General features: G+C 51.7%; 17 protein-coding genes. 6 read left to right on the top strand and 11 right to left on the bottom strand.

Annotated elements, in window-relative coordinates:
* Positions 1-30: 30 nt before the first annotated feature.
* Entirely contained in the window at positions 31-816 is a 786-nt protein-coding gene (locus IEY46_RS01885; RefSeq protein ID WP_188988596.1) for a helix-turn-helix domain-containing protein, read from the bottom strand.
* A 262-nt stretch (positions 817-1,078) separates the two neighbouring features.
* On the opposite strand from IEY46_RS01885, the gene IEY46_RS01880 reads away from it, so the two are divergent.
* Positions 1,079-2,383: an aminotransferase class I/II-fold pyridoxal phosphate-dependent enzyme gene (locus IEY46_RS01880; protein WP_188988594.1), complete on the top strand. Its 1,305-nt coding sequence runs from the start codon at positions 1,079-1,081 to the stop codon at positions 2,381-2,383.
* 144 nt (positions 2,384-2,527) lie between these two features.
* Here IEY46_RS01880 and IEY46_RS01875 read toward each other — a convergent pair whose 3' ends face one another.
* The 7 genes from IEY46_RS01875 to IEY46_RS01845 form a co-directional block, all read right to left on the bottom strand.
* Positions 2,528-2,992 carry a hypothetical protein gene (locus tag IEY46_RS01875; protein ID WP_188988592.1) on the bottom strand — a complete coding sequence of 155 codons (465 nt, stop codon included), beginning with the start codon at positions 2,990-2,992 and terminating at the stop codon, positions 2,528-2,530.
* A gap of 153 nt (positions 2,993-3,145) precedes the next feature.
* Positions 3,146-3,553, bottom strand: a complete 408-nt coding sequence (locus IEY46_RS01870; RefSeq protein WP_188988590.1) for a hypothetical protein — start codon at positions 3,551-3,553, stop codon at positions 3,146-3,148.
* Between the two features lie 283 nt (positions 3,554-3,836).
* Positions 3,837-5,081, bottom strand: coding sequence for an ABC transporter permease (locus IEY46_RS01865; RefSeq protein ID WP_188988588.1), 1,245 nt, complete (start codon positions 5,079-5,081; stop codon positions 3,837-3,839).
* The gene (locus IEY46_RS01860; protein WP_188988586.1) at positions 5,065-5,829 is read right to left on the bottom strand and encodes an ABC transporter ATP-binding protein; all 765 of its coding nucleotides are present in this window, start codon (positions 5,827-5,829) and stop codon (positions 5,065-5,067) included. Before IEY46_RS01860 ends, IEY46_RS01865 begins: the two co-directional genes overlap by 17 nt.
* A gap of 176 nt (positions 5,830-6,005) precedes the next feature.
* Entirely contained in the window at positions 6,006-7,763 is a 1,758-nt protein-coding gene (locus IEY46_RS01855; RefSeq protein ID WP_188988584.1) for a glycoside hydrolase family 2 protein, read from the bottom strand.
* Positions 7,764-7,999: 236 nt separating this feature from the next.
* Complete coding sequence (locus tag IEY46_RS01850; protein WP_188988582.1) at positions 8,000-10,891, bottom strand: heparinase II/III domain-containing protein; 2,892 nt, start codon at positions 10,889-10,891, stop codon at positions 8,000-8,002.
* A gap of 14 nt (positions 10,892-10,905) precedes the next feature.
* Complete coding sequence (locus IEY46_RS01845) at positions 10,906-11,814, bottom strand: Gfo/Idh/MocA family protein (protein ID WP_188988580.1); 909 nt, start codon at positions 11,812-11,814, stop codon at positions 10,906-10,908.
* A gap of 177 nt (positions 11,815-11,991) precedes the next feature.
* Between IEY46_RS01845 and IEY46_RS01840 the strand changes: the two genes are divergently transcribed.
* The 3 genes from IEY46_RS01840 (at position 11,992) to IEY46_RS01830 (ending at position 14,812) form a co-directional block, all read left to right on the top strand.
* Complete coding sequence (locus IEY46_RS01840) at positions 11,992-12,975, top strand: Gfo/Idh/MocA family protein (protein WP_188988578.1); 984 nt, start codon at positions 11,992-11,994, stop codon at positions 12,973-12,975.
* Between the two features lie 344 nt (positions 12,976-13,319).
* On the top strand, positions 13,320-13,742 hold the full coding sequence (locus tag IEY46_RS01835; RefSeq protein WP_188988576.1) for a PilN family protein: 423 nt from the start codon (positions 13,320-13,322) through the stop codon (positions 13,740-13,742).
* On the top strand, positions 13,739-14,812 hold the full coding sequence (locus tag IEY46_RS01830; protein ID WP_188988574.1) for a phosphodiester glycosidase family protein: 1,074 nt from the start codon (positions 13,739-13,741) through the stop codon (positions 14,810-14,812). The genes IEY46_RS01835 and IEY46_RS01830 overlap by 4 nt, the downstream gene beginning before the upstream one ends.
* Positions 14,813-14,897: 85 nt before the next feature.
* Here IEY46_RS01830 and IEY46_RS01825 read toward each other — a convergent pair whose 3' ends face one another.
* The 3 genes from IEY46_RS01825 to IEY46_RS01815 form a co-directional block, all read right to left on the bottom strand.
* Positions 14,898-15,632 (bottom strand): MBL fold metallo-hydrolase, encoded by a 735-nt coding sequence (locus IEY46_RS01825; protein ID WP_188988572.1) that lies wholly within the window; start codon positions 15,630-15,632, stop codon positions 14,898-14,900.
* Positions 15,629-16,129 carry a pantetheine-phosphate adenylyltransferase gene (coaD, locus tag IEY46_RS01820; protein ID WP_229750000.1) on the bottom strand — a complete coding sequence of 167 codons (501 nt, stop codon included), beginning with the start codon at positions 16,127-16,129 and terminating at the stop codon, positions 15,629-15,631. Before coaD ends, IEY46_RS01825 begins: the two co-directional genes overlap by 4 nt.
* A gap of 122 nt (positions 16,130-16,251) precedes the next feature.
* Positions 16,252-18,981: an alpha-mannosidase gene (locus IEY46_RS01815; RefSeq protein WP_188988568.1), complete on the bottom strand. Its 2,730-nt coding sequence runs from the start codon at positions 18,979-18,981 to the stop codon at positions 16,252-16,254.
* A gap of 219 nt (positions 18,982-19,200) precedes the next feature.
* On the opposite strand from IEY46_RS01815, the gene IEY46_RS01810 reads away from it, so the two are divergent.
* A complete protein-coding gene (locus IEY46_RS01810; protein WP_188988566.1) occupies positions 19,201-20,322 on the top strand; it encodes a GntR family transcriptional regulator in 1,122 nt (373 codons plus the stop codon).
* A gap of 55 nt (positions 20,323-20,377) precedes the next feature.
* Positions 20,378-20,956: an HAD family hydrolase gene (locus tag IEY46_RS01805; protein ID WP_188988564.1), complete on the top strand. Its 579-nt coding sequence runs from the start codon at positions 20,378-20,380 to the stop codon at positions 20,954-20,956.
* The last annotated feature ends 254 nt before the right edge of the window (positions 20,957-21,210 follow it).

Below are 21,210 nucleotides of genomic sequence, written 5' to 3'. Positions count from 1 at the left end.
GATTTAGCGGGTGGGGCCTTGTTCATCAGGCTAGCGTATTTCAGACGGATTTTTCCCGGTATATTGCTTAAACTGCCGGCTAAAAAAGAAAATATCCCGATAGCCCAGCGTATCGGCGACCTCAGTTACATTCATGCCTGCATGCATGAGCAGATGTTGGGCCCGCTCAATACGCGTCCGGATCATATAGGTCTGCACCGAGGAGCCGATCATTTCCTTGAATTTGATAGAAAAATAACGCGGTGACAGCTGTGCACGCTGCGCCAGATCCTCGACACGGTGGGCAATACCAGGATTTTGCCGGATATAGTTGGCAATTTCATGAATCGCTTCGGTCAGCTGATTGCTGGCCTTGCGCTCCACCGGTCCTTCATGATCCTCGCGCAGCAGATGTATCATCAACTGCTTGAGAATAAGCTGCGCTTCCTCCTCGGCTGCATACGTCTTGACCAAAAAAAGCCGCACATAACGGGAGAGCATACGCTCAAAGTCGACCGTTTCCTTCAATATCCGATAACGCTCCGGAATCATCTCCATGGATTCATTGATCCTGAAATGAATATAGGTCAGAACGAGCGGCATTTGCGGATTATGGGTGGCGCTCGTATAATCGCCCGGGCGAAACAGAAAACAGCTGCCTTTGGATAGAGGGTAGGTCTCCCCGTTTAATTCCAGGTTCCCTTGTCCGCTCCATATATAGAACAGATCGAAGTTGGGGATCGGCTTTTCCCGTTTCTGCCACTTCCAACCCGGTTCGCAGACGATTTTGGCAAATGAGGATAGCAGTACGAAGGATGAAGCATTACAATGCAGCATACAAACTCCCCCTCGAATAAAAAAAACATATAAATACGATGTCTGAAATGCTTCCCAGCCATATCTTTTAATTAAAATTAAAACGCTGTTAGGTTATCTGTCGTTGTCATCATACACCAGCGCAAAATCACTGTGCAACCTGACATAAAAAAATCATCGTTCACAATGGCCTAAGCCTCGCCAAAAGTGATATAATATCAGCTAAAAGACTTCCGTTCCTCTTGGACGGTTGAATGATATTTTGGAAGGATGAATGTATTCCATGAACCCACTTGCCAGGCAGTTGAACGAGACGATTGAACGCGAAAATGCTAACGTGTATGCGATGCTGTCCTCCCTCGGCAGAGCCATCTATTTCCCGAAGGAAGGCATTTTGAGCCAATCGGCCGAAGCAAAAGCAAAGGCGAAGAAATATAATGCAACGATTGGAATCGCCATTGAAGACGGACAACCGATGCATCTGAAGGTCATCCAAGACACCCTGTCCGCGTATAATCCGAAGGACATTTATGAATATGCGCCGCCTGCAGGCAAACCTGAACTGCGCAGTGCGTGGAGCAGCAAGATGGTGGAAGAGAACCCGTCAATCAAGGCCAAAACCATCAGCAATCCGATCGTGACCAATGCGCTTACGCATGGCCTGAGCATCGTGGCGGACTTGTTCGCAGATTCCGGCGATGCCATCATTATCCCCGACAAAAACTGGGAAAATTACGAGCTGACCTTCGGCATCCGCCGCGGTGCGGAAATGGTGGAATATCCGCTGTATAACGAGCAGGATCGTTTCAATAGCGAAGGCCTCAGGCAAGCGCTTCTGGCGCAGAAAGATAAAGGCAAAGCGATCGTCATCCTGAATTTCCCCAACAACCCGACCGGTTATACACCTGGCGCGGCGGAAGGTGCGGAGATCGTTGCCGCGATCCGCGATGCGGCGGAAGCAGGTGTGAATGTTGTAGCGGTTACGGACGATGCCTATTTCGGTCTGTTCTTCGAGGATTCCATGCATGAATCGCTGTTCGGCCAGTTAGCCGACCTGCATCCGCGAGTATTGGCTGTTAAAGTCGATGGAGCAACCAAAGAAGAATATGTATGGGGTTTCCGCGTCGGCTTCATTACTTACGCCTCCCCTTCGGCTGCCCTGCTTGGGGCATTGGAGCAGAAAACGCTCGGCATTATCCGCGCCACCATCTCCAGCGGACCGCATCCGTCTCAAACCTTCGTATTGCGGGCGCTTCAATCGCCGGAATTCAACTCTCAGAAGGCGGAGAAGGCTGCCATTATGAAAGGCCGTGCCAATCGGGTAAAAGAATTGCTGGACAGCGGACGCTATGGCAAGGTGTGGTCCTATTATCCTTTCAACTCCGGCTACTTCATGTGCCTGAAACTAAGCGGAATCAGCGCCGAAACAGTGCGCACCAAACTGCTGGAGGAATACGGCGTAGGGACGATTGCACTGGGCGAAACAGATCTGCGCGTGGCTTTCTCCTGTATTGAGCAGGCAGATCTTGAAGAGCTTTTTGATACGATATATAAAGCTGTGCAGGATGTCGCTGTCACCAGCAGTTAACAGCAGGATCAATATGCAGGGCCCGTAGTGGACTCCACCCGGGCTCTGCTTTTTTTTATGTAAAGATTGTCTCCGCCAGGGCACTTATGGCTAAGTCAAAAGGGAAGCGCCGCCTGGTGCTTCCTTTTTGACGAGCCGGAGCTTTTAGCATGCACCTGCCCCTACGGCGTTAAGCTGCCTGAAGGTAACAAAGACGATGGATCCCGCCGGGAAAATCTGTTCACGCGAACTTTTATGGGATTTGTCACGACGCTTTCGCTCGTTGGTGATGGTCATTTCAAAGCCATTGTCATCGACGCTGATAATGCGCCCTTTTAAGATGGCATGATCAACACTGACTGTGACAAGGGTACTGGCCTCTGCCCAACCACATAGACGCTGCTTAAGCGTCGGCCCGTTAAATCCGTTCCTGCAGGGGCCTTGCTCGACTTTTTCTCTCTGCATAAATGGATTGGCATAGGCATTGTTGCCGTAATTTCCGAAATAAGGCATACGGCCATAACCAAAGCCAAAGCCAAAGCATTTAATGGTTGCTTTGCCGCTTACTTTTATTTTGGTTGGGGCTTTGCGGATAAGTGAATGATAATTTTTAACGAATACTTTTTTCATTCCGGTACCGTCCTTTCCTTCAAGTTACAATATTCTATGCAAAAGCAAGCAGGATTCTATAGACATATAACTTCATAGATTTGCGGATTTCTCCTTTTACCAAAAAAGAGAGGAGCGCAATCTGCGCTTCTCTCTTTTTCTGCATTCCAATGATTAGCGGATGCCAGCTGCGATGGCATTGACATTTCGGAAAGTAATAAAGACGATAGCTCCGGCCGGGAACTGGTCGAATCGCGAACGGTTGCCATCATTGCAATCTTCACGTCCGTGAGTGATGGTCATTTCAAATCCGTTATCATCCACGCTGATAACGCGGCCTCTTAAGATTGTGTGGTCAACACTGACGGTGACGAGCGTACTGGCCTCTGCCCAACCGCAAAGGCGCTGTTTGAGCGAAGGTCCGCGAAAGCCTCTGCTGCAGTCATCATTTCTATTTCTGTCGCCGACGCCCCCAACATCGCTGCCTCCGCAGCCTTTGATGGTAACTTTCCCCTTCAAATTCACTTTACCGCGAGAATTGCGTACAATTGATTTGTAATTCTTGACGTATAACTTTTTCATTTACACTTTCCTGCCTCTCCTTTAAGATACTTTATTCTATGTCTCGATCTCAAAGATGTTATAGACAAATAGCTTGAGAGATTAGCGGATTTTTGGTATATGCGAGAAAGCAAGTTTAAGTGAAACGCTTTGCCCGATCAGTTGATTTCTTCTTATCCCGGCTCCAAGCGCTGCACAACATAAAAAAAAGCAGCTCTCATGGAAGTGGAAACATTCCTAAGGAAAGCTGCTTTTAAAAAGCTGTATATACATGTGATCCCATCACAAGGGCCAAGATGATTGCCTAATCCTCTTCCGATTCGCCCATATAGCTTCGTTTTATGCGGGAAGGGCGCAGCCCCAGCGCGTACAAGGCGATGAGCAGAGCGGCTGCGGCAGCCGGTATTGGATAACCGCGCAAGGGCAGAAGGATAGCCTGCGGCAGCCATACCAGCGCGCCGCATACGAACAATGCGATGCGGTCCACCTTCAGCAGGGCCGACAAACGCGAATCATCCGGCAGCGGGTAGAGATGACGCCATACGGAATGACGGTGGGACTGGACCAAGGAAGCAATCTGTGTGCCCACGAGCCAAAGGAATAATAGACATACGCCGGCAGATCCCCACCCCGACCAAAGCGCCGAATAAGCGGCAAGGAAACTGGCAATCATGCCGAAGGCGGTCAGTCTCAGCACGATTGCACCCAATTCCGTACGAATGAGGGTATGGGCAAATAGATACGCAAACGCATTCTCTTTGCTGAATGACAGCCGGGCAGGAAGCCAGGTTATATATTTCCTTGTGGATACTTGCGCATTCTCCGACGGCACATCCGCAAATGCGCTGAAAAAAACAGTGAATCTCCGCCTGGTGGCGTTCTCCTCCGCAATAAGCGTCAGCCACGGTACCGGATAACGCTTAAGCCCCCGGTAGATCAGGGCCATCACGGCCGCCGCTGCTATGAAGTACACGGCGCCCATCCAGGGCTGTGCCTTCAACAACACCGCCAACCCCGCTGCAGTCGCTATCCACCGCAGCACACGCATGCCGCGCCGCGCGCCGATCCAGGATAACTGTCTTTCCCTCCAGGCCGCTGCCGCATTCAGCAGCTTAACCGCCAGTACCGCAATCACCAGCAGCTGCCAGGCTATCAGCCCTGGCCCCTTCACATAAAGCAGGCTGTAAATCAGCACAACGGCAGCCGCCCCTATAAGCCCCGTCGTCCCGTTATAGAGGAACGAGCGCCGCAAATACCGCCCCATCTGCGCTTCGCGCGGCACCAGAAACACAGTATCGGCTTCTCTGAGCCACGTCCGCAAAGGATTCCAGCATACGACTGGGGTCAGGACAAGCACGCCAATCCAGACAAAAGGAAACGTCTGGTCCACCTGATGAATCAGGGTCGTATAACCTGCGAATCCCGCGATGAGCAGAAATGAGGTTACGAGCGGAACACCGCTTTGGACCATTGCGCTTATGTAGGGCATCGACTCTTTCCAGAAAGCGCGCGCACGCGAGCTCCAAAGCATCTCAACTGACCGGTCCATGTGATCCCCCGTCCGCAACGAGCCGGTAGAAGGCTTCCTCCAGCGACTCCCTGCCTTTCTCCAGACCCGCTGCCACGCAAACCTCCGCAAGCGTGCCCTGGGCAATAATTCTGCCTTGATGCAGCACAATAAAGCGGTGGCAGTACGATTCCACGGTCGACAGGATATGCGAGCTCATAAACACTGACGAACCCTGACGGGTGACTTCCACCAGCTGATCCAGGAGGGAACGGATTCCGAGGGGATCCAGCCCCAGAAACGGCTCATCAATGATATAAAGCGCCGGACGCGCTAATAATGCGTTCATGATCATCACCTTCTGGCGCATCCCTTTGGACAGATGCGCGGCGAAAGCACTCCTTTTTCCGGTCATGTAGAAATCATCCAGCAGGTTCTCGGTACGCTCCTTATAGAGGGTTTCGTCCATGCCGTAAGCCATTCCTGTCAGACGCAGATGCTCTTCGACTGTCAACTCGTCAAACAACAGCGGCGTTTCCGGCACAAAAGCAAGCGCGCTGCGGTAATGCTCCGGCTGCTCCTGCAGGGTATGGCCCTGAATGCGGACTTCGCCCTTGTGCGGCTGCATAAGCCCAAGAATATGCTTAATTGCTGTGCTTTTTCCGGCCCCGTTCAGACCGATCAAACCAATCATTTCGCCTGGGTGCACTTCAAAAGACAAATCATGAAGCACAGGCTTTCGCGGACTATATCCGCCCGTTAAATGGTGAACATGCAGCACCGGTTCCATCACTACTCACCTCAACATTTATTATACCGAAAAAAGTCATTGAAGCGAAACCCGATACCAGCTCCCTCAAGCTCCTGTTATCGACTTACTTTTTTCAAGTCCGCTTCATACAAAAAACCAGCCGGCTGTCATAAGAAGATGACGGACCGGCCGGTTATGGAAATTTTGCTTCAGTTTCAGGACAGATTGATCGCTTTAATGATTTCCGGATCGATTTTGGGCTCGCGGTCGATCGTCATCAAGCCGTTAACCTCTTGCTGCACATCGGTAATTTGCGTGTAGCAAAAGCCGCATGCATAAGGCAGCTGCTTGATCGCCTGCGTAATACTGCGGAAGCGCTCAATGAACTGTTCCTCCGTTTTCACCTGATTGCCGTACCCCCAGCCCTCCTCGGAGTTGAAGGCAATCCCGCCGTATTCGCTGATGAGGATAGGCTGGCCTTTATATTCATAGCCGCTGGCCATCGCATACTTGCTTCTATTGAACGACTTTTTGAATATTTCGTCCTTATCTGCATACCAGGCCGCAAACGCTTCGCCGCGCTCCTCATAATCATGTAGCGTAATAATGTCGGATACCGTATGTTCCCAGCCGTCGTTGACAATTACCGGACGCATCGCGTCAAAGGATTTGGTCAAATGATAAATCGCGACGGTGAACTGCTGTTGTTTGTAGTCTTGGGCAATGCTGTGGACTCCCCAGGATTCATTGAACGGCACCCACGTAATAATGCTCGGATGATTATAGTTCTGGCGAACCGCCTGCATCCATTCCCGCGTAAAGCGCTGCACGGCATCGTCATTAAACTCATAAGCGGCCGGCATTTCCGACCAGACCAGCAGCCCTTTGCGGTCACACCAGTACAGGAACCGCGGATCCTCCAGCTTCTGATGCTTGCGGACGCCATTGTAGCCGAAGGCCATCGCTTTATCGATATCCTCAATCAGCGCGTCAACTGAAGGCGCCGTAAGATGCGTATCCTTCCAGTAGCCCTGGTCAAGCAGCAGGCGCTGATAGAGAGGCACTCCATTGAGCAATACTTCGGATCCCTGAATCGAAATTTTACGGACGCCGAAGTATGAACGGACATAGTCCGCCTCTTCCCCGTTCCGCAGCAGCGTAAATTCCACCTCATACAGATTAGGATTGTGCGGAGACCACAAATGCGCGGATTTCCACTCGCCAATATTTTCGCTCAACAGGTCGATCTCCAGAGTGGTCTGGGCGCGGTCCACCGATTGCTGTACTTCCCGGATAAAGGCGCCTTTAAGCGTTACACGCGTCTTTAAGCTAAGATGCTCCGCCTGATCGCAGCCGCGAACATCGTATTCGAATTTAATGCTTCCTTTGTCGGCGTCCGGGGTCATCTTCACCGAATCGATATACTGCGGCTCGACCGCTTCAAGCCAGACACTCTGCCAAATACCGGTCGTCTGTACATACCAGCAACCAAAATTATTCTCCACCCAGCGCTGTTTGCCCCGAGGCAGATTGCAGCTGTTATTGTCCTCTACGCGGACGGCTACCTTGTTAACGCCTTCTTGCGCCAGAGCATGGGTAATGTCGAATGAAAAAGCAGTGTAACCGCCTTCATGCTGACCGACAAACGTTCCATTGACCCAGACCTTCGTCAAATAGTCGGAAGCCTGGAAATTCAGCCTGATGCGTTTCCCGTTCCAATCCGCAGGAATATCCAGCTCGCGTTCGTACCATACGACGGGATGAAATTTCTCCTCGCCAATACCGCACGCTTTCGTTTCATACGTATAAGGCACTATGATTTTGCGGTCTCCCGGAACATCCTTATGCCAACCTGCTTGCTCGCCCTCCGACGCATCGTCGAAACGGAACTCCCAAACCCCATTTAAGCTCAACCAGGACGAACGGTAAAATTGCGGCCTAGGGTATTCTTTATCCACTTCAAATTGCAGCATGCGATAACCTCCTCAGTCATTAACTTTTTTGAGTATAGCATAACATCTATGAACTTCAAACATTTAATATATTGTAAAAAATGTGAGCCTCTACTTTACTTGGTCTTTCATACACAATACTTAATCAGGCTCACCATCCAATATGCTGACAGTAAATAAAAGCCCCCTTTCGGCAACGTAGGTGTTATTGAAGGGAAGCTTTCCATTTGTGAATGGCTCAAATCATAGACATGAAGTTAAGCGATAATCATGCACCCGCTGCCGCGTTCCACCCTGAATATGCCGTCTTCGAAGCTGCATGTGACCCGATCTGAACCAAAGCTTCCGTTTACGGTAAACACCGCCCCTTCCTTGCTGCTCTCTGTTTGGATTGTTATGGCGTTAACGGCATTCTCATCTTCTCCTGCATAAGGGCACAGTATGGCTGCAAGCCTGAGCTTCGCGGCGCTGCGGCCAGTATGAAGGGCAAGGTGATGACTAAGAACAACACCCTCATCGGAATATGTTGCTGTCTTCGCTGTCAATGACTGGTCTGCTGCAACAGCAACCCTTAATCCGGCTTGAGGCGCCTGGGCGATAAAATGCAGGCTTCGCCCATCCGGTTCCAGCGCGAAGAACATTCCTTTGCTGTGCAAATTCCACTCCAGTCCCGGCTCTATCGCATCAACCTCGTCATACAACAGCCAATAGTCTGGCCTGACGAATAGAATCCGGCGGTTATAGACGGACAGCTCTTGATAAGAATGGGTCAGGTCTGCATGCAGGTAATCATAATCCTGTTCTTCCCGTAGAGCTTTTATCCCGACAGCTTGAGACGGGTCCTTGTAGGATTGGTCCTTGCCATTTACGGTTACGACATTATGAAATTTGGAAGCCTTCAATAATGTCGAGAATGGTCTGTTGTATGTAATCGTTCCGGGATCAACGACAAGCGTTTCGCCGAACGCTTCAAGCAGGAACTGGCCTTTGTCGTAATGGGTGTGCTCGAACGATTGCGGTCCTCCCTCAAAGAAAAACAGTTTATCTCCGAAATTACTGCCTGTGCGCCAGAGTATGCGCTCTGTCTCCGCGAATATCCGATGCTTGGGAAGTTCCTGCTTCACAGGCTTCTCATCCTGCAGCAAGAGCAGGGTAAGCAGCCCATTTGTCGTATATTGGCCCGTTCCAATCGGGAGCCCGAAGAAAGGATTGCCTGGCGGGTGTGCGATGGCATAGTGCTGCTGCCACATGGCCAAGGATCGCGTATCTCCCAAGTAACGCGAGAAGAACAGCAGCGAAGGCCCCAGGTTATTGAAGTCCTCATTGCGGCAATCTCCCAGTGCGAGAAACCGTAGTGAAGGATAGGCAAGCGACTGTAAATGAGAGAGATAATCCATGGTTTGAGCCATTGATGGCGGTATCAGCCCGCTGACGGGACGACCGCTCTGGCCGCTAATAATCAACAGCGATTCAATCGCATAATGGGTCGTATATTCCCAGTACATCATCCCTTCATTCGTACTGCCGTCCGCATGGTAATAGCCGGCAAGCATGCGTTCCAGCCAACTGCTCCAACGCTGGGCGACTGCCGCTGCATCCGGATGACTGCGGGCTGCCGCATGTGCAGCGTACAACAATCCAAGCGTATATACAGCTCCTTGGTTGCTCCCAAGCAAGTACCCTTCCCCATTCTGACGGAGGAAGGCATCCAGCCAAATCATGCCTTTCGTATATAAGGCATCCTCAACTTCACGCCTTTCCTCCGGCGTGAGGAGCGGACAAATCAGATCGTAACACAATGCAACTGCCTGCGAGGTATGCGATTCAATGAAGGGCGCGCGATAACCCCGCAAGCCTGCAGGGTATCTCGCCACGAACCCTGCTGCCCAGTGCTTGATCCGGGCAACGGTCAGCAACGCCCTCCGGGCAGCCAAGCCGAAACGGAGATCCCCTTCGATGGCATAGGCGAAGGCGGAGTATACGAGTGTACTGAACAAGCGATGAGTGTCACTGTTAGGGGAGGATGCCCGTTCGATGCCCTGCCTTGCCCAGTCTACAGGCATGTATGTGCCAAGATAATCTTCCGGCCGATAGCTCAAGTTGGCTTCTGCTTCAGCCCGAATTTCACCGAACAGGCGGCTGGCTTCGGAACCTTTTTGGAACACGCGCTTCCGCAGGGCCAGCAAGCCTTCACGATCGAACAAAAAACCGACCGGCAGCATTTGCTCATGAAGCCCGGCTTCCTTAACCGGATAAACTGCTGCTCCCGCAAGCACCTCCTCTGTCGGCGCCACGATATCACCGCTTCCTGTGATCTCATTCGTTATTGCTGGAAATTCGCCACGGCTCTCCAGCATAATCCAGTAGATGAGACAGATCAGCTTCCCCTCTTGCTCCCCCGTTTCGCGCCCCGGATCCGTACTAAGCCCAATCGTAACGGAATTCAACAGCTTCCCGGCCAAATCAACGCGAAGCTCCTCAAATCCGCTTCCCGGCTTGCGGTCGACCACCAGCCGGTTTACACCGTCCACCATGACTTGAAGACTGAATGCGCCTAGCTCATCGGTGGACAAACCCAGAACCAATGCCTGGAACTGATCAATAGGCCTATCATACTGCTTCGTGTAAGCAACCGAACCTGACTGTTCAGGCCCGGACTGGGTGCTTAGTTGCGCGTACAGCCACATTTTTTTGAATGCGCCCTCGCCTGAGGTTTGCTCCCACTCGCCAGGTTCCCAAAAGCCCGGAGCCGTGAACACATCCAGCAGCTGTTCCCGCTCGTTCACCTGAATGAGCGGCGTATGTTCAGTCCATACCGGATGGTCTACAGTCAGCATAGCCGAAAGCGGTCCGCTATCCCAACAGGTCAATGTCAATTGGGTCAATATAGCGGACATATCTTGCGATCCCACCGGCTCGAACCAATTGGCCGGAATTTCAAGCAAATGGTCTCCAGTCCATTCCACCACGATCTGCGCACGATAACGGATCTGATCATCTTCATCGCGCAAGGTGGTTTCAATGAACGACATTGAAGCTGCACTGGAATGGATTGGGATGGATAAAGACTTGGGAGCGCCTGTTATCGGATCCAGAAGCAGGGAGAGTGTATGCTGGCTGGATAAATCCCAAATGCGGGGTGCTGTCATATTCTTATCCTCCGTCACCTTATTTTCACTTCAGCGCCGCTGATCCGGCTCTCGTTCGCAGCTTCCATGAAGCGTGTTATTTCCAGTGTGATCTGCGGATCCAGAGGCGTTGTCCCGGTCTGGAACATCTTCATGACCTCCTCCACGAAGTTCACATAAAAAGGCCGGCTGCCTCCCAAAGGATTAATGGCAATCGAACCGCTTTCCCGGTGAACGGTAATCCCGTAATCATGATTGTCCATCCGGTTGCCCCGAACCGTGCCGATTCTGCCATCTTCCCAAACTCCAACGACATGTTCGCTTCTGGAGTCTGAATAGGACCGGAGTTTCCGGCAGCCTGTCGGCAGTGCCGTATAAAGCATCTCTACGGCGTGGATCCCATACCAGAACCACCCGGGATTCGTTGGCTCCAGCGGCATGCAGGAGAAAGAATCCGCGCCAATGACTTGTCCGCGCTCATCCGGCAGCAGACTTTGGATCAGAGGGTCGGAATAACGCAGCGAGGAGCAGCTCAGGATGGCGGTCTTATATTTATCAGCCAACTCAAAAATCGTTTCCGCATCCCTTAAGCTTAATACAAAGGGTTTATTGATATAAACCGGCTTGCCATAGCTTGCAATTTGCGCGAACTGCTCAAGATGCACCCTGCCATCTACGGAAGTAAGGAAGATGGCATCTGAATGCCCAGCCACGTCTTCAATCGTTTTTGCCATAGACACGCCATATTTCGTGCGCATCTCCTCCGTATAACCATCAACACGGGAATAGCTGCTGTGCAGATCCGCTGACCCGCCGGGATAGGCAAGTGTGACTCTGCCGCCTGATACATGATGCTGATGGGAGGAGTCATTAAGCAGGCCTGTAAACAAACCGCAATGCGAGGTATCCAAACCGATCATTCCAATACGAAGCTCTTTATTCATCCTTGATTGCCTCCTTGAAATTACGAAATGATGTTCATGAGCCTTATTCTAACTTGAACTGACGCATAAAAGCAGAACCTCGTAATTAAAGACAACATATAGTCCTTCTTTTCATTCAGATACTAATGTTATACTTGCCTCGAAAATCACTCCATGCAAAGGTGGCGTTCAGAACAAATGACGATTACGGCAACCCTTATCGGTGCTGGAGGTATCGGAGACAGCCATCTTGAGGCCATCTCCAGGTTGGAAGGCATCCAGGCATCCGCTCTCGCAGACATTAACCTGGAGAGAGCACAGAATTGCGCAGACCGCTTCGGGCTGAAGGCCTATACGGATTACCGCGCAATGATTGCGGAAGTTAAACCTGATATCGCTATTATCGCGCTGCCCCACTTCCTTCACAGGGAGGTGGCCCTTTATTGCCTGAATCAAGGCTGCCACCTGCTGCTCGAAAAACCGATGGCGCTGTCCGACGAAGAATGCAGTGAAATAATAGAGCTGGCGAACAGCAAAGGGCTGATCATTTTCGTCGGACATACCCAGCAGTATCTGGCCCAGAATTTGACCGCCAAAGCTTTGATCCGCGAGGGCCGCCTTGGCAATCTGATTATGGTGAATGACAATCGGCACTGCTCATACTTCACACCTGACCGGCCAGCATGGTTCCTGGATCCTGCCAAATCGGGCGGGGGAATCGTCGCCAATCTGGGCGCACATTGCATCGACAAAATCCAGTGGCTGACCGACAGCCGTATTGTTCAAGCCAAAGCGATATTAAGCTATGAGGCTGAAGGGTATCCCGATGTGGAGGGCAGCGCTTCTATGCTGCTGACGACTTCTCAGGGCGTGCCATGCACCGTGAATTTGTCGGGCTACAAAGGTGTTGGCAGCGAGGAAACCGAGTTGGTATTCACACACGGAATGATTAAGATCCTCAATCACAAATCCGTCTGGTTGTCCCGGGATGGTGTATATCAAGAAGTGCCTTCAATTGAGTCCGTAAATCCCATGCGTCTCCAGTTTCTCGACCTGCTGGCTTGTATCCGGGATGGAAGACAGCCCTATTGCTCCGGAGATTACGGCCGATCTGTCGTTCGTGTCATTGAAGCGGTCTATGAATCGGACAAGCGCAAACAAGAGGTTGCCGTAAAAAGCTGAATAACCGTCAGAAGAATAGCCATTTTCTTTGACGGTTTGCATGCATAAAGACCGGATTTTCGACTATCCATGCCTTCAGCGGCTGGTTTCAGAAGAAGGGGTGGCTGTCTCCCTCTGCCCTGGAGAAAACTGCAGCGCAACCGGGCACAAACATCCATACTCCATTCACATTGACCCGCGTATGCTGACCGCCTCTACGCCGGGTCTTTTTGCCATTCAGCTGCAAGGGCATAACCATTCTCTCATTGGTTTAAGTCTACGTTTTTCAGCGGCCTATTCTGCTTCCATCTCTTTTTTATGCTAGAATATAGATTCGAAGAAGGTTTAAAAGGAGATTGATAGCAATGAATACCGACATCAAGACCACTACATACAACCGGCAAGAGCAGATCAAACGCCGATCAAGGTCGACATTTCCGCTGTTTCTGGCCGTTTGGATGATTCTTATTGCGAGTGGCGTGGTCGGCGCCATATGGTACACCGGAAAAATGAAAACGCAGATGCAAACGGAAATCAGCCGGCAGACCGCCAAGCAGATCAGCGCCATGCAGACGGATTATCAGAACCGGATCAAACAGCTGGAGACAAGCTTTGCCGGCGAGATCACCAAGGTTCAAGGAAAAGTGGACGCCCTCAACCAGCTGCTGAAATTCACCAAGGACAATGCCAATGACAAAACCGATAACAGCAACCAGCTGTATACACAGATTAATGAAGTGAAGAAAAAACTGGCCGAATTGCAAAAAAGTCTGGATGTATTGAAATGACGATGACAATTAAACAGTTCAACCGGTTTTGTCTGTTAACATGTGCGCCATTTATTGGTCTGCTGATCTGGATGCTGTACTCCAGCATGTCCTTCACGCTGACAGATAACGCTTTTCCCCGGGATAATTCGGCTGCTTCCGTTCCACTTCAGGAGACCAGCCGGGTTCTGGGCGACCTTGACCTAGCCAAGCAAACAGCAGCGGATACGGCCAAATCGCTGAAAAAAACGATTGCTCTCTATCAAGCTACCAACCAAAGCATGAATTCTATAGTCAAAACGGCTTCCGCCCAGTCGGGACGGCCGGCTAAAATTTACGATACCCGTATTACCAAAAAAATCGGGGCACCGCTGGAGACCGTTAAATCGGATAATTTGCAGGCCCAGCTGTTTGCCGTTAAAGCCCAGAATTTCAGCGGTTATGCGTTGAAGGTGAAGCTGAATTCGGATAAAGGAATGAAAATGGTATTGGGCCAGGACAAGTACGGCAGTTCCGAAACGACCCTCGCAGCGGTCAAAAGGTATAAAGCGGTAGCCGGCGTTAATGCGGGCGGATTTGCCGATGACCGTGGTAAACGTTATCCGCTGAGCACAACCGTCGTGAACGGAGAGTATTTGAGCGGGTTCGAACCTACCTATAAAGACCTGTTCTTCGTGGGCTTGAATGAACGGATGGAGCTCATTGGCGGAAAATTTGTGGATAAAACGCAGCTTGACGAGCAGAAACCTAAATTCGGCGCTTCCTTCGTACCGGTGCTGCTGAAGAACGGGGTCACGCAAAAAATTCCGGAGAAATGGAAAAACAACCCGGTGCGCGCTCCGCGTACGGCGGTCGCCAATTATAAGGATAACCAGCTTCTGTTTCTTGTTGTTGACGGGCGCAATGAGAACGGCAGCTCGGGGGCAACGCTTGAGGAGATGCAGATTCTGCTGTCCCGCTTCGGCGCCATCGACGGCTATAATCTCGACGGCGGCGGCTCCTCCACGCTGGTCTTTAACGGCCGAGTGGTCAACCATCCCTCGGATGGAGTGCTGCGGTCGCTTCCGACCCATTTCCTTTTTTTCAAATAGCAAAAACAAAGAGGACCCACGCTGCTGCGGCAGTCGGGTCCTCTTTGTTTTTGCTCCCAATGTGTGAGCTATATAGAAAATCCCCTTATAATCGGATCTCCATGCCGCAAACCGCAGTTTCTATCGGCCCCCGGTAAGTTTCCGCCACCTCAGGCGCCAGCTGGCCAATATCGCCGAAATGCGGCAGATGGGTCAGAACCAGACGCTTCACCTGTGCTTGTTCCGCCAATCTACCAACTTCTTCGCTATTCATATGGCCGTATTTGCGGGCATCCCTGACCGCTTTATGGAAGGAGGTTTCGGCGATCAGCACGTCAGCCCCCGCACAATGCGGAATCAGCGATTCCTCATAATACGTATCCGCTGTATAAACGAGGTGTCGCTGGCCATCGCTTATCCTCATGCCGACACAATAAGCTTCATGAAAGGTTTTGAAAAAGGTGAAATCAAGTCCTGCCAGCGGCAGTTTCCCTCCTGCCTCAATGCGGCGGATCTCCGTACCCGGCAGTGATCGGACATTCAGGTCCTTGTCCGATTCAGCAGCATAATAGACCGGGAGGACCGTGCTTCGGTTGCCCAGATCGGTATCGATCAGGCAGGCGTACTGCAAGCAGCCCAAATCGGCGACATGATCATGATGTTTATGCGTAATGATGACCGCATCAAGCTCTGGAAGCGTCAGATAACGCTGTACTTGAGCCAGGACCCCGCTCCCGCAATCAATGAGAACGGATTTCCCTTGATGCTCAAGCAAATAACCCGCTGTGGCTTCGCCGGCCTTGGGATAAGCGCCCCATGGGCCAAGTATCGTGATTTTCATTTGCTTTTTCCTCCCATTTCGTAGAGCAGAGCGAGGTTGTAGGCACCCTGAGCCATATAGTGGCTGGCCAGTTCATGTTTGCCCGACTGAAAAAACATCCGGACAAGCGAGCTGTTCGTCTGCATATGCTGCGTATAAGGAGATAAGTATACCGTTTCAGCTTCCGTCGTATTGCGGATGTACTGCTCCAGCTGGAGCTCGTACTCCAGATCCGTTGCATTGCGGATTCCCCGGATCACAGCTCCGATTCCGTTGGCATTGATATAATCGGCCACGACCCCTTCGTAGGGAGCGATCACAGTCCGGGCTGCATATTGCTCCGGGATAGAGCTTTGCACCAGCTCCGCCCGCTGCTTCAAGGTGAACAAATGGTTTTTGGAACGGTTGTTGGCGACGACAATATGGATCGATTCGAATATTTTTAAAGCACGTTCAATGACGGAGATATGCCCGAGCGTAATGGGGTCGAAGCTCCCTGCGTAGACAGCTTTCATCATTCATGCACCCTTTCGGCGGCTTTTTCTAGCATTGTAACATCTCTGGCACCGTATAACCAAGAGGCCGCCGGGCCACATTCCATGAATGTCAGCCAGGCAGCCCCGATATCCTGCTTATTAAATTATTCGTCCTTCGATACTCCGCCGACCGTCACGATTTCTGCCCGTCCGATGGACAGCTTGCAGCTGCCTTCGGGGAGCAGCTCTCCCGGCTCTTCGATAACATTGCTCTTATACCAGCGCACTTCCGAAGAACTGCTCCATGACAGCTCAGCGGATTCATTGGTCGTGTTAAACCAGCGTAAAATCAAATCTCCCGTTGATTTGGCAATTTTGACGGTTGACAGTGCCAGATTGGCCCCGGACCATTCCACAAATTGATATTCGGCAGGCAGCGCACCTGGCTGCATCGCCGTCTGAACGCTCATCCAAGGCACCTGTTCCTGATAAGCCATGGCAAAGGACTCCATTCTTCCATCCCCGCCTTCATGCGGAATGAACAGATACTCGCAGGATTGCTCACCGATACACTGCGCTTCGGGTGTCGGGAACACCCCCCAGTCGCCAAGCTCGCCAACCGCCCGCAGCAGCGTGACGGCAATCGTATTGCGGCCATCGCGGAGCACCTCGTATTCATTCAGCCCCAAATTGGCAACTGTGACGCCGCCTTCTTCGTCGCTGACATTCACGAACGCCTGCTGATGTTGGGCATTGCTTGGATTGACCCATTCTACGGAAGGCTGGATATCCCGCTGCGCTACCTCGAAGATGGAATCGGCCCGAAGGACGGAGGCCTCCACATCGGACGGGAACAGCACCCGCAGCCTGTGATCCATAGCCTGATTATTGAACCTGGTGTTGAAGCGGACAAACGGATTTCCCTGCTCCAATGTGACTCTTGTGTTCAGACGAAGAGTGACGGTCTCCTCAGACCGCTGGGCTTGGCGTTCCAGAAACGGTACGAACCCGGCAATTTCCTCAACCAGCCTTTCGTCTGCCCCTGCCGGGATCTCCCATTCGTGAATAATGTCATAGCTGGTGTGGAAATCCGTTTTCTCATGAAGCGAGATCACAGCCGGATGGCCGAATGTCGTTAACGTTTGTTCGCCTTCAGGCTGCTTGTAAATATATTCATTGCCGATATCGCCCGTGTTGTCGAAAGCGCCAAGATCCTGATATACTCGGCCATTGCGCTTGTCGGTGACATGCAGCGTGCCGTCATTCTGAATACGCACAGCAAGGAATTCATTCTCCATCTCGCGTGAATCATGCGCTTGGTCTGCTGCGTTCGAGCCAGTTGAAGCTTCAACCTCTGCCTGGCGAACAAGCGCATAAGTACGGTAACCGAGCGGCGGCACCGCATCAGCATGAAACGTCACCCGGACTGTACGAGCCATGTACGGCTGGCGGAACTTATCCTTAGGCAGATCGTAGCCGAAGGTAACTCCCAGATCCTCGATTGCAGCAGGCACCGCCTGTCCCTTAGGGTCAACGACCGTGTAATCGCCAGGGTTGATCTGCTTGAGTTTGCTGATCAGGGATTCCCTGTCCTGCGAGCCTATGGGCAGACGCTGAATATCCACATCGGTTACGACGACGCCAGTCCGCTTCCAGCCTGTAGAGTTGAACAGCACGAAAGGAACAGCGTCCTGTCCTTCATAAACACTCTCCGTATCGATGCTGGAGGTAATAGCCGTCATGCTCTCTAAGGCAATCTCCTCCGCCACCCGGAAGCTTTTGGCGAACCGGGTCATCATTTCACGGTGCACCTCGTCGACGCTGCAGCCGCAGATGCTGTCATGCGGATGATTCTGCATCAAGGTTTTCCAAGCATACGTAAACAGATGATGCGGGTAGGGTTTGCCTGCCAGCGCTGCAAAAGCGGCGAGCGGCTCGGCGACCTTCTCCAGCATCGTTTGGCCGCGCTGGTTCTCCTGCTTGATGTATACGCGGGCGGAAGCGGTGTTCGCCAGCGTGAACCAGCCATTGGTCTGCTGGCTCCGAAGCTCGCCGTGGATCACGGCCAAGTCCTCGGGAAGCGCGGCTTTGACACTGGCAATATAATCATCAAAGTTGGAGTGGACAAATGTAATCTCCGGCAGAATCTCACGTGCCGTGTTCAGCGCTGCAGATAAATCCGTCTGCACAGGCTGATGGTCGCACCCATTCATAAATAGCAGATGCGGAGTGGAGGCGAACTGCTCCGCGTCCTGCAGCTTGGTTTTCCAATAAAGCGCCGCCTGTTTGGGATCCGTCGGAATTTCCATCCCGTTATGATACCAGTTGGCAAACAGGATTCCGAGCACCTTCGAGCCGTCCGGCGACTCCCAATACATTTCCGAGAACATCGAGGAATAGCTGCCGGAGATTTCATTGTTAAAGCCCGTCGGTTTCACCCCTCTGCCGAAAACAGCCGTATCAATTCCCGCCTGGCGCAGGATTTGCGGGGCCTGCCCCATATTGCCGAATGAATCGGGAAAATAACCGAGCTTCGATACCTTGTCGTACGCGCTTGCATCCTGCAGCCCGATAAGCAGATTGCGGATATTCGCCTCACTGCTGGTGAGGAATTCATCCTGAAGAATATACCAGGGACCGATCTGAATTTGACCGTTGCGGACAAAATGCTCCAGGCGTCCCCTCATCTCCGGCCTGACCTGCAAATAATCTTCAAGTATAATCGTCTGCCCGTCAAGATGGAAACTGCGGAATTCAGGATCCGCCTCCATAAGACCGAGCAGCGTATCCATCAGCTCGATTAATCGGACATGATGTTTCTCATAAGGCATATACCATTCGCGGTCCCAATGGGAGTGGGAAATGACATGGACAGTTTTAGCGGACTCGGACATCTGAAGCACTCCTTTAGTATAACAAATATACAAATTTTTAATGGTCTATTAAATATGTATATAACTTATCATTCCGTTATTTTTCCGTCAATCGTTTTATTTATCGATGGGAATAGAACCTGTATGAAGTTGAAGGTTGCTTTTTATAATCGCAATCATTTACAAGCAGCAGTCTTAATTGTATATTTGTTATATAACTCTTGTCTGGAGATGAATCGCTTGACCCATTCCGAGAAACGTATTCCTTTATATATACAGCTTCGTTCCTTCGTGCTTGAGCAGATCCGGCAGGGCGTATGGAACAAGAATGATCAGCTGCCGACCGAGCATGAACTGGCTGCGAAGTTTAATGTAAGCCGTATTACGGTCAAAAATGCGCTTCAGCAGCTTGTCAAAGAAGGATTGATATACCGCATTCAGGGCAAAGGAACTTTTCTATCCGCGCCCGGGGTCGGGGAAAAAACCATTTACACCGAAGAAACCAGTGAAGATTCGACGGGCGGCGCAAAAAAGACGATCGCTTTTCTGATGCCCCGCCTGCAGAACGCTTTTACGGCCCATATCCTTGGCGGAATCGAGGAGGTGCTCGTGCAAGCCGGCTATAATCTGCTTTTTTTCAAGACGAATGATTCGCAGGAGCAGGAGCGGGAGCGGGTCCGCCAGGCTCTCCGGCTGGGTGTGAAGGGCCTGATCGTTTTCCCTGTGGACGGCGAGCATTATAATGAAGAACTGGTTCAGCTGACCTTGTCGCGTTTTCCCTTGGTCCTGATTGACCGCGATATGCCGGGGATTGCCGCGAACTGCGTCTATTCCGATCATAGTGGAGGCGCTTATGAAGCGACCCGGCATCTGCTTGGTATGGGCCATCGCCATATCGCATATATCGCATCCGGGAAAAGCGGAACGACCAGCGTTGAGGAGCGGCTGAGCGGCTTCGAGAAAGCGTTGGCGGAGGCAGGCATCACCTCTGCTCCCGGTTATCGGGTGACAGATGCGTCACCGTCCGTAATTGAAGCCTTTCTGGAGGAGCGGCAGCTGCCCACCGCCATATTCGCGGAGAACTCCGGGACTGGCTATGAGATTATGAAAACGGCCGCTATGCTGGGCATAAAGGTCCCGGAGCAGCTGTCCGTGGTTTTCTTTGATGATGTCGAATACGGGGCCATGTGGGCGGTTCCGCCTACAGTCGTCATCCAGCAGGATCAGCTGATCGGGCAAGAAGCCGCCAGACTGCTGCTGTCCGTGATCGCCAATCCCATGCAGGAGCGGCGCAAAATCGTGCTTCCTACAAAGCTTCTGGTGCGTGAGTCCACACGATTTTTAATAGACCAAGGCCCATGAAACACCGAAATGGGGGACTTCATTCTGTATGCCTGCTCATGAGAGGAGCGCGTCTATGCCAATGAAACCACAGCTTGTCCTTGATGCGGGAGGCGTGCTTGTGGCCAATCTGTCTCCGCTGTTCTGGCAGCAAATAGCAGGTGAACCCGCTGCTTATGATCAGCTGGTTCAAACATATCAACTCGAGCTTCGGGAGGACCTGTGGAATGGAAAAGCAGCAGAACCTGCCTTCTGGCATTGGCTGCGGCAACAACTGCCGCAACTTCAGGAGCATCAGGCGCGCCGTTTGCTGCATATGAATATCCAGCCTTTGCCCGCTATGAAGCTCATCCCGGAATGGCATGAGGTTTTCGACATTCATCTGCTCAGCAATCATCGTTCCGAATGGCTTCTGCCACTATTGTCGCCGGTCAGGCACTGCTTCAGCAGCATGACCATCTCCAGCCAGTTCGGGTCCTCCAAGCCTGCTCCCGCTATTTTTGCCCATACAGCTTCCTTGCTGCCTCCCGGATCCCGGGTACTCTATATCGATGATCAGCTGCATAACCTGCCGCCAGCGGAATCCCTGGGATGGTCAACTCTCCAAGCAGATAACGGCGGCAGATGGGTCCGGCAGGTACTCTCCTTTGCATAAGTTATTGTGACCGCAATGTAACATTGATAAGCTGTCCCGCTTTGGAGGTAGGTCATACGAAGTTCCTGCGCCTGCGGGTAATTCGGAAGCCCAGCAAGGAATAACCTTCCTGCATCAGCCTATGTCTTGTTTTCCTGGCTGTAAGCAGGAAAAACCTTATTGCAGTTCGCAATATGGTTCTGAAGGCCATCTTCGGCTGCTCTAAGATGGGAAATCCTTGCTGTAGTTCCTTACGACATCTTCTTCCAGCTCTA

Source organism: Paenibacillus nasutitermitis, from assembly GCF_014641075.1.
In the GTDB taxonomy this organism is placed as follows: domain Bacteria; phylum Bacillota; class Bacilli; order Paenibacillales; family Paenibacillaceae; genus Paenibacillus_Z; species Paenibacillus_Z nasutitermitis.
Note: the sequence above shows the minus strand (reverse complement) of the source record. Positions and strands in the feature narration are given on the sequence as shown.